This is a genomic window from Phaeobacter gallaeciensis (genome assembly GCF_001678945.1).
Classification (GTDB): domain Bacteria; phylum Pseudomonadota; class Alphaproteobacteria; order Rhodobacterales; family Rhodobacteraceae; genus Phycobacter; species Phycobacter gallaeciensis_A.
Map to the genome: position 1 here is coordinate 249,783 of NZ_CP015124.1, position 13,382 is coordinate 263,164.

The 13,382-nt window shown below is 61.5% G+C and carries 9 protein-coding genes; 2 read left to right on the top strand and 7 right to left on the bottom strand.

Annotated features, from left to right (window positions below):
• Positions 1–43: 43 nt before the first annotated feature.
• From JL2886_RS01165 to guaB, 3 genes are all read right to left on the bottom strand, one after another.
• Complete coding sequence (locus JL2886_RS01165) at positions 44–2,356, bottom strand: ATP-binding protein (protein WP_065270341.1); 2,313 nt, start codon at positions 2,354–2,356, stop codon at positions 44–46.
• 94 nt (positions 2,357–2,450) lie between these two features.
• Positions 2,451–3,626 (bottom strand): RsmB/NOP family class I SAM-dependent RNA methyltransferase, encoded by a 1,176-nt coding sequence (locus JL2886_RS01170; protein ID WP_065270342.1) that lies wholly within the window; start codon positions 3,624–3,626, stop codon positions 2,451–2,453.
• 49 nt (positions 3,627–3,675) lie between these two features.
• Positions 3,676–5,124 (bottom strand): IMP dehydrogenase, encoded by a 1,449-nt coding sequence (gene guaB / locus JL2886_RS01175; RefSeq protein ID WP_065270343.1) that lies wholly within the window; start codon positions 5,122–5,124, stop codon positions 3,676–3,678.
• A 268-nt stretch (positions 5,125–5,392) separates the two neighbouring features.
• Between guaB and JL2886_RS01180 the strand changes: the two genes are divergently transcribed.
• Complete coding sequence (locus JL2886_RS01180; protein WP_065270344.1) at positions 5,393–7,441, top strand: ASKHA domain-containing protein; 2,049 nt, start codon at positions 5,393–5,395, stop codon at positions 7,439–7,441.
• 235 nt (positions 7,442–7,676) lie between these two features.
• On the opposite strand, the gene JL2886_RS01185 is transcribed toward JL2886_RS01180, so the two are convergent.
• The 4 genes from JL2886_RS01185 to JL2886_RS01200 all read right to left on the bottom strand — a co-directional run bounded on the left by JL2886_RS01185 (position 7,677) and on the right by JL2886_RS01200 (position 11,885).
• On the bottom strand, positions 7,677–9,284 hold the full coding sequence (locus JL2886_RS01185) for a response regulator (protein WP_065273464.1): 1,608 nt from the start codon (positions 9,282–9,284) through the stop codon (positions 7,677–7,679).
• 280 nt (positions 9,285–9,564) lie between these two features.
• On the bottom strand, positions 9,565–10,626 hold the full coding sequence (locus tag JL2886_RS01190) for a methyltetrahydrofolate cobalamin methyltransferase (protein WP_065270345.1): 1,062 nt from the start codon (positions 10,624–10,626) through the stop codon (positions 9,565–9,567).
• Between the two features lie 3 nt (positions 10,627–10,629).
• Positions 10,630–11,562 (bottom strand): 5,10-methylenetetrahydrofolate reductase, encoded by a 933-nt coding sequence (locus JL2886_RS01195; RefSeq protein ID WP_065273465.1) that lies wholly within the window; start codon positions 11,560–11,562, stop codon positions 10,630–10,632.
• Positions 11,563–11,588: 26 nt separating this feature from the next.
• A complete protein-coding gene (locus JL2886_RS01200; protein WP_065270346.1) occupies positions 11,589–11,885 on the bottom strand; it encodes a virulence factor in 297 nt (98 codons plus the stop codon).
• A 355-nt stretch (positions 11,886–12,240) separates the two neighbouring features.
• Between JL2886_RS01200 and JL2886_RS01205 the strand changes: the two genes are divergently transcribed.
• Complete coding sequence (locus JL2886_RS01205; protein WP_065270347.1) at positions 12,241–13,353, top strand: Ppx/GppA phosphatase family protein; 1,113 nt, start codon at positions 12,241–12,243, stop codon at positions 13,351–13,353.
• Positions 13,354–13,382: the final 29 nt, after the last annotated feature.

The window sequence follows — 13,382 nt, forward strand, 5'->3', positions numbered from 1 at the left end:
AGAAAAATACTGGCTGCCGAAAGCAGGCAGTGCCTGTGCAGCGTCAGTGAAGTTGGGCGTGTACCGTTTCGGTCAGCTGGCTCAGCGAGAAGGGTTTGGGCAGGAACACCGAGTTCGGCACATCCGGGTCAGTTTCGCCGAAGGCGCCCTCTGCATAGCCGGAAACGAAGACAACACGGGTATCGGGGCGTTCTTTCAGTGCCTCGCGTACCCAGCTGGGGCCATCCATGCCCGGCATCACAACGTCCGTGACAAAGACATCGACGCTCAGTCCCGGATCCTCCAGCGTGCGCAGCGCGTCTTCGGCGGATTCTGCCTCCAGCACCGTATAGCCGCGCATTCGCAGCGCGCGCGATGCAAAGGCGCGCACCGGCGCCTCATCCTCGACCAGCAATACCACACCCTCGCCATGCTGCGGCGCGGCGGTTTCCTCGACGGGTGCCTCGACTGGGGCATGTTCCACGGCGTCTTGCTTGTGCACCGGGAAAAACAGGGTGAAGCGGGTGCCGTGATCCTTGACCGAGTCGATGAAGATATAGCCACCGGTCTGTTTGATGATGCCATAGGCGGTCGACAGGCCCAGACCGGTGCCTTCGCCCGTGCGCTTGGTGGTGTAGAAGGGCTCGAACACCTTCTGCATCTTGTCCGGATCGATCCCGACACCTTCGTCTGACACCCGAATGGTGACCCAATCGCCCGCAGGCACCTTGGCCCGGTCGCGTTCCAGCGGTGCCGTCAGCGTAACCGCTTCGGTCTCAACGCGGATTTCACCGCCATTGGGCATCGCATCGCGGGCGTTCACCACAAGGTTCATCAGCACCTGTTCCAGCTGGCGTTTGTCCGCCCGGATCGAGCGCATCACCGGATCATGGCTGAGCGTCAGAGTCACCTTCTCCCCGACCAGACGATTCAGCAGATGCGTCAGGTCCGACAGCGTGTCGCGCACGTCAAGGATTTCGGGCTGCAGGGTCTGCTTGCGCGAAAACGCCAGAAGCTGACTGACAAGGGAGGCCGCCCGGTTGGCGTTTTCATGAATCTGGATCAGATCACCATAGTCCTGATCGCCCTGATCGTGGCGCAGCAACAGCAGGTCACAATGGCCAGAAATGGCGGTCAGCAGGTTATTGAAGTCATGCGCAACGCCGCCGGCAAGCTGGCCGATGGCCTGCATTTTCTGGCTTTGCACGAATTGCGCCTCAAGCGTCTTCAGCTCGGTCGCGTCGTTCAGCACCGCGATCAACACCGGCGCGCCCTCTTCGAAGGTGCGGGTCAGGGTCACCTGTACGAAAACCTCGCGGTCACGGCGCGATAGCCGCAGGAATTCGGACTTGTTAGAGGCCAGCCCTGCGGCCGTATCGCGCAGCCAATCGGACATCGGGCGCCCCAGTCCCTCCATCAGCTGACCGAGTTTCAGATCGTCGCGCGGCTCCACCGCCAGCAGACGCTGGGCCATCTTGTTGAGAGACAGGATATCGCCGCTGGGCGCAACTTTCAGGAAGGGCACGGGCAGGCTTTCGAACCCGGAGCTGGAAGCGCTGAGCCCGGAGGTGTCCACCTCCATCAGGTAAAGCTCGCTGCGGCCCTGGGTGCGGTTCAGCTCCGTCACCAAGACGTCCACCGGCCCGGATTGGGTCATGATGGTATTGAGCTGGCCGGGATTGACCGGCAGTGCTGTGAACAAGCGCTCGGTGGATTTGACCCGTTCGCCGATCAGTTTGCGGGCGGCCTCGTTCATGAACAAAACCGCGCCGGACCGGCCCACGGTGATCATCGGGATTGGCACCGCCTCGGCACCGCGCCCGCTGCCGCCGCTGCGTTCGGCAATATCCTCAACCCGCCACAAAAAGCTGCCGCCCTGCATCTGGTGCACCGCGAGACGGACATGACCCCGCCGGGTGACGATATCCTCACGCGCAGCACCGCTTTTTGCCGCCTGGCTTTGCAGGCGGAACAGTACTGCAGTCGGATTGGCCAGAACCGAGCGCAATGTGCCGGCAAGCGTTTCCTGTTTGCCTTCGGAAAACCGCTTCACGGCGGCCTCGTTGCAGGCGTGAATGCTGCCGTCCACATCGGTAACGAAGGTGGGCGTGGCGTCCTTTTCGATGAAACCGGTCAGAAGATCCGTCGCCATCGCCCGGGCATTCAGTCGCACCCTGGATTGCAGCACCATCAGAAGCGCCACCGCCACCAGAGTCAGCGAAACGGCGAGCATTCCGCGCGCGACCCGGTCAGGCCAATCAAGCGCCCAAGGCGCCACCAGCATTGCGCCTGCCAGCAGCAGAACGATCAAAAGGCGTTTATTCTCTGGGGTATTCACCCGCAATGAAGGAACGGAGGAAGTGGGGCGACCTGTCATTACGGCTCCGAAAAAAGACAAGATGCCGCCAATACGCCGCCATCAAGGTTAAGGCCACGTTAATGGTGCAGCGGCTTTTGTTGACAGATACTTATCAACCAGCCTTCGACCGCGTCAACATCGCTGCGAAGAAGCCATCAGTGCCATCCTGCACCCCCCAGGCTTTTTCGCCGATCAGTTGCCATTCCGGGCTGCGGGACAGGAAGGCACGGATCTGATCGCCGTTTTCCGCCTCCAGCATGGAGCAGGTGGCATACGCCAGCACACCGTCTGGCGCTGTAAGTTCGGCCGCCTCATCCAGAATTTCGGCCTGAATGGCCCGGATCTCGTCCAGCCGCTCCGGCGTCAGGCGCCATTTGCCTTCGGGTGCGCGCCGCCAAGAACCGGAGCCGGAACAGGGCGCATCGCAAAGCACCAGATCAAAGGGCGCCGCAGATCGAACCGCCTCGGTGGGCTGGCAGCTGATCTGAACCCCGGCGCGCGATGCCCGCTCCGGCAGATCCTTCATCCGGCGGGGATCGATGTCTTGGGCTGTCAGGCGGATTTGGGCACGCGCCGCCATGGCGAGGCTCTTGCCACCGCCCCCGGCGCAGTAGTCCAGCACGGATAGGCCATCACGCAGCGGCAGCATATCCACCACCGCTTGGCTCGCGGCATCCTGCAGCTCAACCAAACCATTGTTATAGGCCGCCCCGTTACGCAGTTTGCGGGCGCCTTCGGTGACCTCCAGCGCGGTGGGTGAAGCAGCATGGGGCTCGGTTGAGATCCCCTCCTCCTCCAGCGCGGCGCGGGCCTCCGCGACGCTGGCCTTGCGAAGATTCACCCGCAGATGCACCGGCGCGCGCTGGCGGAGCGCCTGCGCTGCGGCCTCGGCATTGTCCCCAAGGCTGCTTGAAAAGGGGGACCAGAGCCAGTCCGGAATATCGAATTCCTCTGCCGGATTGGAAAAACCGACAGGCTCGGCCTGTTCTTCGGCGCTGAGCGGCGCAGGGGCGTAGCCTTCACCTGTGAACATATCGGAGGGATCGACGCCCGCCTCCCGCAGACCGCCAAGGATCAGGCCCCGGCCCGTCAGGCTGCCACCCAGAACCGCATGGGAGCGAAAGCAGCGCAGCGCCGTGAAGACGTGATCGCGCACTGACGCGCGATCCTTGGAGCCGGCAAAGCGACTGCGCCGGGCCCAGCCCGTCAAAGCCTTCTCCGCCGCCTCGCCCGCGATCACCTGATCCAGGACCTCGATCGCCGCCTGCAGGCGGGCCGCCGGGGTCACGCCCCGGCCCCGATCTTCGCTGACGCTGTCACAGCACTGCGCATCAAGATCATCCGATCCGGTAGTTCGGGCTTTCGCGGGTGATCTGCACGTCGTGAACGTGGCTTTCCTTGAGGCCAGCACCGGTGATCTTCACGAAGTTGCAGTTGCGGCGCATCTCTTCGACCGTCGCACAGCCGGTATAGCCCATGGCCGCGCGAAGACCGCCGACCAACTGGTGAATGACCGCGCCTGCGGAACCTTTGTAGGGCACCTGACCTTCGATCCCTTCGGGCACCAGTTTGTCGCTGGCGGCGTCCTTCTGGAAATAGCGGTCGGCCGAGCCGCGTGCCATGGCGCCAAGGCTGCCCATGCCGCGATAGCTCTTGAACGAGCGGCCCTGATACAGGATCACCTCGCCCGGGCTTTCATCGGTGCCGGCGATCATCGAGCCAACCATGGCGCAGGAGGCGCCGGCGGCAATCGCCTTGGCAAAATCGCCGGAGAACTTGATGCCGCCATCGGCGATCACAGGCGTGTCGCCTGCCGCGCTGGCACAATCCATCACAGCGGTCAGCTGCGGCACACCCACGCCCGCCACCATGCGAGTGGTGCAGATCGAGCCCGGGCCGATCCCGACCTTGATGGCATCCGCGCCCGCATCGATCAGCGCGCGGGTCGCTTCGGCGGTGGCGACGTTACCAGCAATCACCTGCACTTCGTTCGAAAGCGCCTTGATCCGTTTGACAGCTTCGATCACGCCTGCCGAATGGCCGTGGGCGGTATCAACCACAACAATGTCGACGCCGGCATCGATCAGCGCCTCGGAGCGTTCAAAGCCAGAATCGCCAACCGAGCTGGCCGCTGCGACGCGCAGTCGGCCCAAATCGTCCTTGCAGGCGGTGGGGTTCAGAACCGCCTGTTCGGTGTCTTTTAGGGTCAGAAGACCGGTCAGCTTGCCCGATTTGTCGGTGATCAGCAGCTTTTCGATCCGGCGCGCCTTCATCAGCGATTTCGCCTCTTCGCGGTCGGCAGGCTCTTGCAGGATCGCCAGTTTGTCCGATGTCATCATCACCGAAACCGGCGTGTTGTCATCGCTCGCAAAGCGCATGTCGCGATTGGTCACAATGCCGACCACACGGCCATCGCTGTCAACCACCGGAAAGCCGGTCACGCGATAGCGTTCCTGCAGCGCCTTGGCATCAGCAAGGGTTTGATCTGCCGTCAGGGTGATGGGATTATAGACGATACCGCTTTCGAAACGCTTGACCCGGCGTACCTGCCGGGCCTGCTCTTCGGTATCGAGGTTCTTGTGAATGACGCCCATGCCACCGGCCTGCGCCATGGCAATCGCCATGCGGGCCTCTGTCACCGTGTCCATGGCCGAGCTGAGCAGCGGAATGTTGAGCGAAATCGAGCGTGTCACACGGGTGCGTGTGTCCGCCGTGCTGGGCAGCACTTCGGATGCCCCCGGAACCAGAAGAACATCATCAAATGTGAGAGCCTCACGAATCTGCATTTGTCATCCCCATGCAAAACCCCGTTTGGCGGTGACCCTATGGCACAGAACCCCGGGAGGGAAAAGAGGCCACGACAAGAAATAGATCAAATCCCGTTGCAAGGGCCTCAGGGTCAGGCAAACGGGGCGTACGGCAGGCTCAAGACGCATCTCAGATGCTCATTTTTGAAAAATGCCGGAACCAGGCCCAAAAATGACGCGGGCCGCCTTTCCCTTGGGCAAAAAGAACTTATGCTCCGCCACAGAATTCTAGTGAAAAGGCACAGGCATGGCTGACGATCCCCTCGTTGTGTTTACCCCCTCCGGCAAACGCGGCCGGTTCCCCGCCGGAACCCCGGTTCTGACCGCTGCGCGGCAGCTTGGGGTCGATCTGGATTCCGTCTGCGGTGGCCGGGGCATCTGCTCGAAATGTCAGATCACTCCCTCCTATGGCGAATTCTCGAAACTCGGCGTCTCCGTGCAGGACGACGCGCTGAGCCCATGGAACAAGGTTGAACAGCGCTACAAGGACAAGCGTGGCCTGATCGATGGCCGTCGCCTTGGCTGCCAGGCCCTGATCGAAGGCGACGTGGTGATTGACGTTCCTCCCGAAAGCCAGGTCCACCGGCAGGTGGTCCGCAAACGGGCCGAGGCGCGCGACATCGTGATGAACCCGTCGACCCGCCTGTTCTACGTCGAGGTCGAAGAGCCCGACATGCATAAACCCTCGGGCGATCTGGAGCGGCTGGCCGAGGCCCTGCGGGTTCAGTGGGAGATCGAGAACGTCCAGTGCGATCTGCAAATCCTGCAAACCATGCAGCCCGTCCTGCGCAAGGGCGGCTGGAAGGTCACCGTCGCGGTGCATCTGGGCGACAGCAACACGCCGCCGCGCATCATGCATATCTGGCCTGGCCTCTACGAAGGCTCGCTTTATGGGCTGGCGGTTGACCTAGGCTCCACCACCATCGCGGCCCACCTGTGCGATCTGAAAACTGGCGAGGTCGTCGCCTCCTCCGGCATCATGAACCCGCAGATCCGCTTTGGTGAGGATCTGATGAGCCGGGTCAGCTACGCAATGATGAACAAGGGCGGCGATCAGGAGATGACCCGCGCGGTCCGCGAAGGCATGGCGCAGCTGTTCACCCAGATTTCGGCAGAGGCCGGGATCGATCAGACGCTGATCGTCGATGCGGTCTTTGTCTGCAACCCGGTGATGCACCACCTGTTCCTTGGCATTGATCCGTTCGAACTGGGTCAAGCCCCCTTTGCCCTGGCGACTTCGAACGCCTTGTCCCTGCGGGCCAGCGAGCTGGATCTCAACATCCACCCCGCAGCGCGTGTCTACCTGCTGCCCTGCATCGCCGGCCACGTGGGCGCCGATGCTGCCGCCGTGGCCCTGTCCGAAGCACCGGATAAATCCAAGGATCTGGTGCTGGTGGTTGATGTGGGCACCAATGCGGAGATCCTGCTGGGCAACACGGAAAAGGTCCTCGCCTGCTCGTCCCCCACAGGTCCAGCCTTCGAGGGCGCGCAGATCTCCAGCGGTCAGCGCGCCGCCCCCGGCGCTATCGAGCGGGTCGAGATCAATCCTGACACCAAGGAACCGCGGTTCCGCGTCATCGGATCGGACCTCTGGTCGGATGAGGACGGCTTTGCCGAGGCGGTCGCCACCACCGGCATCACCGGTATCTGCGGCTCTGGTATTATCGAGGCGATTGCCGAAATGCGCCTTGCTGGCGTTCTCGATGCCTCGGGGCTTATCGGATCAGCTGAACAGACCGGCTCCAGCCGCTGTATTCAGGACGGGCGCACCAACGCCTATGTCCTCTGGGATGGATCTGCCGATGGCGGTCCGACGATTACCGTCACCAACCCTGACATCCGGGCGATCCAGATGGCCAAGGCGGCGCTCTACTCTGGCGCGCGGTTGCTGATGGACAAATTCGGCGTCGACACCGTGGACCGCGTGGTGCTGGCCGGCGCCTTTGGCGCCCATATCTCGGCCAAACACGCGATGGTTCTGGGCATGATCCCCGATTGTCCGCTGGAAAAGGTCACCAGCGCCGGCAACGCCGCAGGCACCGGTGCGCGTATTGCGCTTCTGAACACCGAGGCCCGCCGTGAAATCGAAGAGACCGTGCGCCAGATCGAAAAGGTGGAAACCGCAGTGGAGCCCCGGTTCCAGGAGCATTTCGTCAATGCCTCGGCCATTCCGAACTCGGTCGAGCCCTTCCCGATCCTGGAAACCGTGGTCACCCTGCCCGAGGTCAACTTCAACACCGGCGGCGGCGATGGCGCGGCAGACGGCGGGCGCAGACGCAGGCGTCGGCGCGGCTAAGTCGCTCACCCAAGACTGTGCTCCACTGGGGCTTGACGCTATACGTCCCGGTAGTGGTTACCGGGACGTTTTTTCACGTTGCGCCCCCTTTCCCAAAGATTGCTGGCCAAGGCCCGCGTGAGGATCGGATTGTATCACATCATGTAGCCAGGTTGCGACCGCCCCAAACACGCGATCGCTTTGACTGCCGTCCATCACGTACCCCACAGCCGACACCACTGGACCCAACCAGACCTCAGTCGAGTGAAGCGAGACAGGCCAGAAGTTCGGCCCTGCGAAACGGCTTGGTCAGGAATCCATTCATGCCAACCTCGAAACAGGCCCTTGTGTCGCTTTTCTGGGCATTCGCCGTCAGCGCAACGATCCGGCATTCGGCGCGACCGGTTTCTGTCTCGTGCTGCCTGATCCTGCGCGCCGCCTCAAGCCCGCCCATGACCGGCATGGAAAGATCCATGAGGATCAGGTCGTAGTCCGCGCCCAGATAGTTTTCGACGGCGGCAGCACCGTTTTCCGCAAGACGGACCTGTGCCCCCAGTTTCTGGAGCATCTTGTCCACGACCATCTGGTTGGTCTTGTTGTCCTCGGCTACAAGGATTTTCATCCCATGCAGCCGGTCCGATGCGATACCGGTGTCGATCCCAGCTTCCCGTTCCAGACCACCGTTGATCTGATTGAGGACTGCCTTCCCCGCAGTCTCTGCCCGCCGCGGATCAGCCATATCTGGCGCAAGGTTCAACCAAAGAGAGAAACGCGCGCCCTGTCCTGGCGCCGAGTCGACGGTGATGTCGCCCCCCATCCGTTCGATCAGCGCCCGCGAGATTGCAAGGCCCAGCCCCGTGCCCTCTGCCTGCGCCTGCGGCGAGCTGGCGGCTTGCTCGTAGGCCGAAAAGATCGAACGCAGCTTACTTTCCTCGATCCCGCAGCCGGTATCCGAAACCACGAATTGCAATGGCCCCCTTGCGGAGGCCGGATCATAGGAAACCGCCAGCGAGACATAGCCTTCGTCGGTAAATTTGATCGCGTTTCCGATCACGTTCAAAAGGATCTGACGGGTCTTGCTGGCATCCCCCACAAAAACGGATGGCACGGCATCAGGGTAATCCAAGCGAAACTCAAGCCCCTTGAACGAGGTCTTGGCCGAGAAAAGCGTAACGATTTCATCAACAAGATCGCGCAATGAAAAGGGTTCATAGTGCAGTGAAATCTTGTCCGCGATGATCTGCGAGAAATCCAGAACTTCGTTGACGATCTTCAGCAATGCATTGGTAGAACTCAGTATCGTATTGGCAAGCAGGGACTGCTCTTCGTCCAGACTGGTGTCTTGCAGCAACTCGCAGATCCCAAGGATGCCATTCATCGGCGTCCGGATCTCATGGCTCATCTCAGCCAAGAACCGTTCCTTGGCCTGGCTGGCCGCCTCCGCCTCCTGCTTTGCGATCTTGGCCAGCTCCAAAGCCGCGTCGCGTTCACGTTCCGACGTGACATCTGCTGACGAGCCGACAAGGTGCGTCAGCTTGCCTGTCTCGTCGAAAACCGGGCTCATAGTCGTACGGATGTATCGTTCCTTGTGGACCGCAGGGAGATTGATCTCATAGGTTACCTCTTCGGCAGCGCGCGCCACTTCGATATGCTTGGCAAGAGCCCGCTCGCCGGTGGAACCGCCAAATACTTCCATCGCAGTCTTGCCAAACCAACCCTCTGCCGGAAGTTTCGAAATGACCCGGGCGCGCGAATTCATCGCGGCATAGCGGGGGATCCCGTCGTCACCAACCTCCAAAACGATCACCGCCATGCCAATCGCATCCAGCATGGAATAGAAATCGGTCACCTGAAGTCGTTTCACCCGTTGCTTCCCTTGCAGCTCGGACACGTCACCCAAATGACCATGGGCAACCATTCCTCTGTTGTAATCTGTAAATGGATCACCGCTAACGAAGTCTGAAGATAACCTTTTGCCAAAGGTTTGTGCGCAATCCGACCGCACCCGCAACGTTTGGCTCAGGAAGCACACGCACAGGACACTGTCGCCCCTGCTCCGTTTGTTAAAATACGGTCCCCCCAGACCGCACACAAGAAAAGGCCGGGACAAATCCCGGCCTCCCCTCACGATATTGTTATCAGGTTCAGGCGCGGCGGCGACGGCCACCGGTGCGGCCACCGCGGCCACGGCCTTCTTCGCCAGCCTTTGCCGGTGCCTTGTTGGCGGCAATCCAGGCACCGCCGTGCGGATCATTGTTGGTCAAGAGGTTGGCAGCGCGGATCGCTTCCATCTCCTTGCCCGCGCGCGGCTTGGTCGAGCCGAGACCGAACAAGGTGACGAAGGTCTCATCGTCCATGCCTTCGGGCAGGATGATACCAGCGGCGGTTACCTGTTCCTTCTTCTCGGCAATCGCCTTTTGCGTCACCGGCAGCGCCACCGGGTTCATGATCGCAGAGGTCATGCCCGCGCCCATTGCCATCGGCAGGAAGGCGTTGTTGATGCCGTGACGGTTCGGCAGACCAAAGGAGATGTTCGACGCACCGCAGGTGGTGTTCACACCCAGTTCTTCGCGTAGGCGACGCACCAGGGTAAAGACCTGATGACCAGCGGTCGCCATGGCGCCGATCGGCATTACCAGCGGGTCGACCACGATGTCATGCGCGGGGATACCGAAATCGGCAGCGCGTTCGACGATCTTCTTGGCCACGGCGAAACGCACGTCGGGATCTTCCGAGATCCCGGTGTCGTCGTTCGAGATCGCAACCACCGGCACGTTGTATTTCTTGACCAGCGGCAGAACCAGTTCCAGGCGCTCTTCCTCACCGGTGACCGAGTTCAGCAGCGGGCGACCCTGCGCGGCAGCCAGACCGGCCTCAAGCGCCTCGGGGACCGAGCTGTCGATGCACAGCGGCACATCGACCAGACCCTGCACCAGCTCAATGATCTTGGTCATCAGCGGCGGCTCGGTCTCGTTCGGGTTGGGGTTAGAATTATAGACTACGCCCGCGTTGATATCGAGGATATTGGCCCCGGCTGCCACCTGTGCCAGTGCGTCTTTCTCAACGGTGGAGAAATCGCCCGCTTCCAGCTCTGCTGCCAGTTTCTTACGGCCTGTCGGGTTGATCCGTTCGCCGATCACGCAGAACGGCTCATCAAAGCCCAGGACAGCGGTTTTTGTTTTTGATTCTACGACAGTACGGGTCATGTCTTATCCTTGGGAGTTGACTGGCTGCGCCGAGGCGCCGCCGTTGTTGATGGCCCAGGTGGCGTTAGTCTTGATGCCGCCCAGCGGGAAGAAGTGTACATTGGTAATGTTGAAATCCGGGTTCGCGGCCTTGTGGGCAGCAAGCTCGGCAACGACATCGGTCGGCTCATAGGGCAGCAGCAGCTTGGACACGTCCATTGCGCGTTTCTGCAGCACCTTCAGCGACGGGCCCACACCGCAGGCGATGGCGAATTTGATCAGCGTCTGCAGCTTGGCCGGACCGGCGATACCGATGTGGATCGGCAGGTCGACACCGGCTTCTTTCAGACCGTCAGCCCATTCGATGATCGGCTTTGCCTCAAAGGCGAACTGGGTCGCCAACGCCATCTTGGCATCGGTGCGCTCCGAGAATTTCTGTTTCCACAGAACCGCTTCCATCACGTTCTTCGAGGAACCGTCCGGATCGATGTCCTTGTTGCCTTCGGGGTGGCCCGCGACGTGCAGGTTGGAGAAACCCGCCTTGTCGAACAGTCCGGTTTCCAGGAGCTGCATCGAGCTGTCGAAGGCACCGTGCGGCTGCGCCACACCACCGGCCAGAAGCAGCGCCTGTTTGACGTCAGCCTCGCCCTGATAGCGCGCGATCCAGTCCGCCAAGGTCGCCTCGTCTTTGATGATCCGCGCCGGGAAGTGCGGCATGACGGGAAAGCCTTCGGCATTCAGGCGCTTGGCGGTCTCGACCATGTCTTCGATGGGCGTGCCTTCGATATGGGCGATATAGACGCGGGTGCCTGCGGGCAGCAGATCGCGGAAATCCTCGACCTTGGTCGCGGTGCGCGGCATCACCTCGATCGAATATCCGTCAAGGAAGGCTTCGACCTGCGGGTTGACGGGCTGCGGGCTGGTGGCCTCGCGTTTCTTGAAGTTCAACAAAGCCATCACGGCCTCCCATAGTGGTGTCAGGCTCACGCCCATCCGTCATTCGCGATCAGGGCTTTCAGACGCTCCTGATCGAACTCTCCTTCCAGACGTGCCGCTTCGGCTTCGGCGATCTCTGCCGGATCGCCCTCCGCCGCAAAGGGAGCCGCCTTGCGCCATTCCGCGAGATAGGCGTCCGCATCCTTGGCGTTCACCTTCATCGCTGCGCGGTCAATGGCCTGCTCGAACCGTTCTTCGAGCTGGCGTTTGGCGCCGCGGCGGCCCTTGCCCACGATGACCTGAGCCGGGATATCGCGCCAGTATACGATGGTGACGTCAGGCATGTCGGGTCCTTTGCTTTGCGTCTGTTCTGCTGCGTTTCTAGAATGCGATCCTGAAACGCGGGTGCCGGTTTTCGACAACACTTGGGGTTTGAGCGACCTTTTGCTCTGGCTCTGAATACATTCTCCGGGCCCGCATGGCCACAGAGGGGCATCCTCATAATTCTCATCAAGCTTATGAGGTTGTCGCCAAGACCCTGCACAAGCCCCTGGCAACACAGGCTGAGCGCCGAAACAAGGGCCGGAGCAGCGCCGTTAACCGACACAAGGAAAGCGTCGATCCGGGCGCCGCCGCCCTTGCACATACGTCTTTGTGAACATATCCTAAAACCAACACGATAATCGGAGGGCGTGAATCATGGCGCCCAGGCGTTCCAAAGGTGCGGGCGCGTTTCCCAAGGCGGTTGAAACCCCTGTACCAGCCCGTCCGGATCCGGATGCGCTTTATGCGGCATTGGATCTTGGCACAAACAGTTGTCGCATGCTGATCGCCCAGCCCAATGGCAGTGGCTTTCACGTGGTGGACAGCTTTTCCAAGTCGGTCCAGCTTGGGACCGGCCTTGAACGAACCGGGCGCCTGTCCCGTTCGTCGATGTCGCGCACCATTCAGGCGCTGCGGATCTGTCAGCAAAAGCTCAAACGGAACAAAGTGCGCCGGATGCGGCTCGTCACCACCGAGGCGTGCCGCCGCGCCAAGAACGCGCGCGATTTCATCCGGCAGGTCAAACGGGAAACCGGTCTGACGCTTGAAATCATCCAGCCCGAGGAAGAAGCGCGTCTGGCGGTCATCTCCTGCGCGCCGCTGGTTTCGACCAAGACGGAACAGCTCTTGGTCGTGGATATTGGCGGCGGCTCGACCGAATTGGTTTGGATCGACATTTCCTCGGTCCCGCGCCGCGACCGGCCTTCGGCTATCATGCGCCTGCATGCCGGGTTCCATCCACCAGAAAGCCCCTTCCCCGCCGCCAAGGTAGTGGATTGGATTTCTGTACCCCTTGGGGTGGCGACACTGCGCGATCAGTTCAACGACGTCGACGACGATGCCGCCCGTTTTGCCTTGATGAGCTGGTTCTTTGAAGAACACCTCGCCGATTTTGCCCCCTATAAGGATGAGCAGGCCCGCGAAGGTTTCCAGATCGTTGGCACCTCGGGCACCGTGACCACCGTCGCCGCCTCCCATTTGGGGCTGAAACGCTATGACCGCACCAAGGTCGACGGGCTGCGCATGACCAGTGATCAGATCGACAAGGTGATCCGCGGTTATCTGGATCTCGGCCCGCAGGGGCGCCGCAGTGACCCACGCATCGGCGAGGACCGTCAGGCGCTGATCATGTCTGGTGCCGCGATCCTGCAGGCTCTCCTTCGCTGCTGGCCCACCGACCGGTTGTCGGTCGCGGACCGGGGCCTGCGCGAAGGGTTGCTATATGCACAGATGAGCGCGGACGGTGTTCTGGAAGACGGACCCTTTTAATAACGCAGACCGAACCCTCGGCATTTGAG

What these genes read in the sequence shown, in the direction of transcription:
- JL2886_RS01205 (WP_065270347.1), top strand. Translation starts at nt 12,241, where the DNA reads ATGGCGCCCAGGCGTTCCAAAGGTGCGGGCGCGTTTCCCAAGGCGGTT.
- guaB (WP_065270343.1), bottom strand. Translation starts at nt 5,124, where the DNA reads ATGCAGATTCGTGAGGCTCTCACATTTGATGATGTTCTTCTGGTTCCG.
- JL2886_RS01195 (WP_065273465.1), bottom strand. Translation starts at nt 11,562, where the DNA reads ATGGCTTTGTTGAACTTCAAGAAACGCGAGGCCACCAGCCCGCAGCCC.
- JL2886_RS01180 (WP_065270344.1), top strand. Translation starts at nt 5,393, where the DNA reads ATGGCTGACGATCCCCTCGTTGTGTTTACCCCCTCCGGCAAACGCGGC.
- JL2886_RS01165 (WP_065270341.1), bottom strand. Translation starts at nt 2,356, where the DNA reads ATGACAGGTCGCCCCACTTCCTCCGTTCCTTCATTGCGGGTGAATACC.
- JL2886_RS01190 (WP_065270345.1), bottom strand. Translation starts at nt 10,626, where the DNA reads ATGACCCGTACTGTCGTAGAATCAAAAACAAAAACCGCTGTCCTGGGC.
- JL2886_RS01200 (WP_065270346.1), bottom strand. Translation starts at nt 11,885, where the DNA reads ATGCCTGACGTCACCATCGTATACTGGCGCGATATCCCGGCTCAGGTC.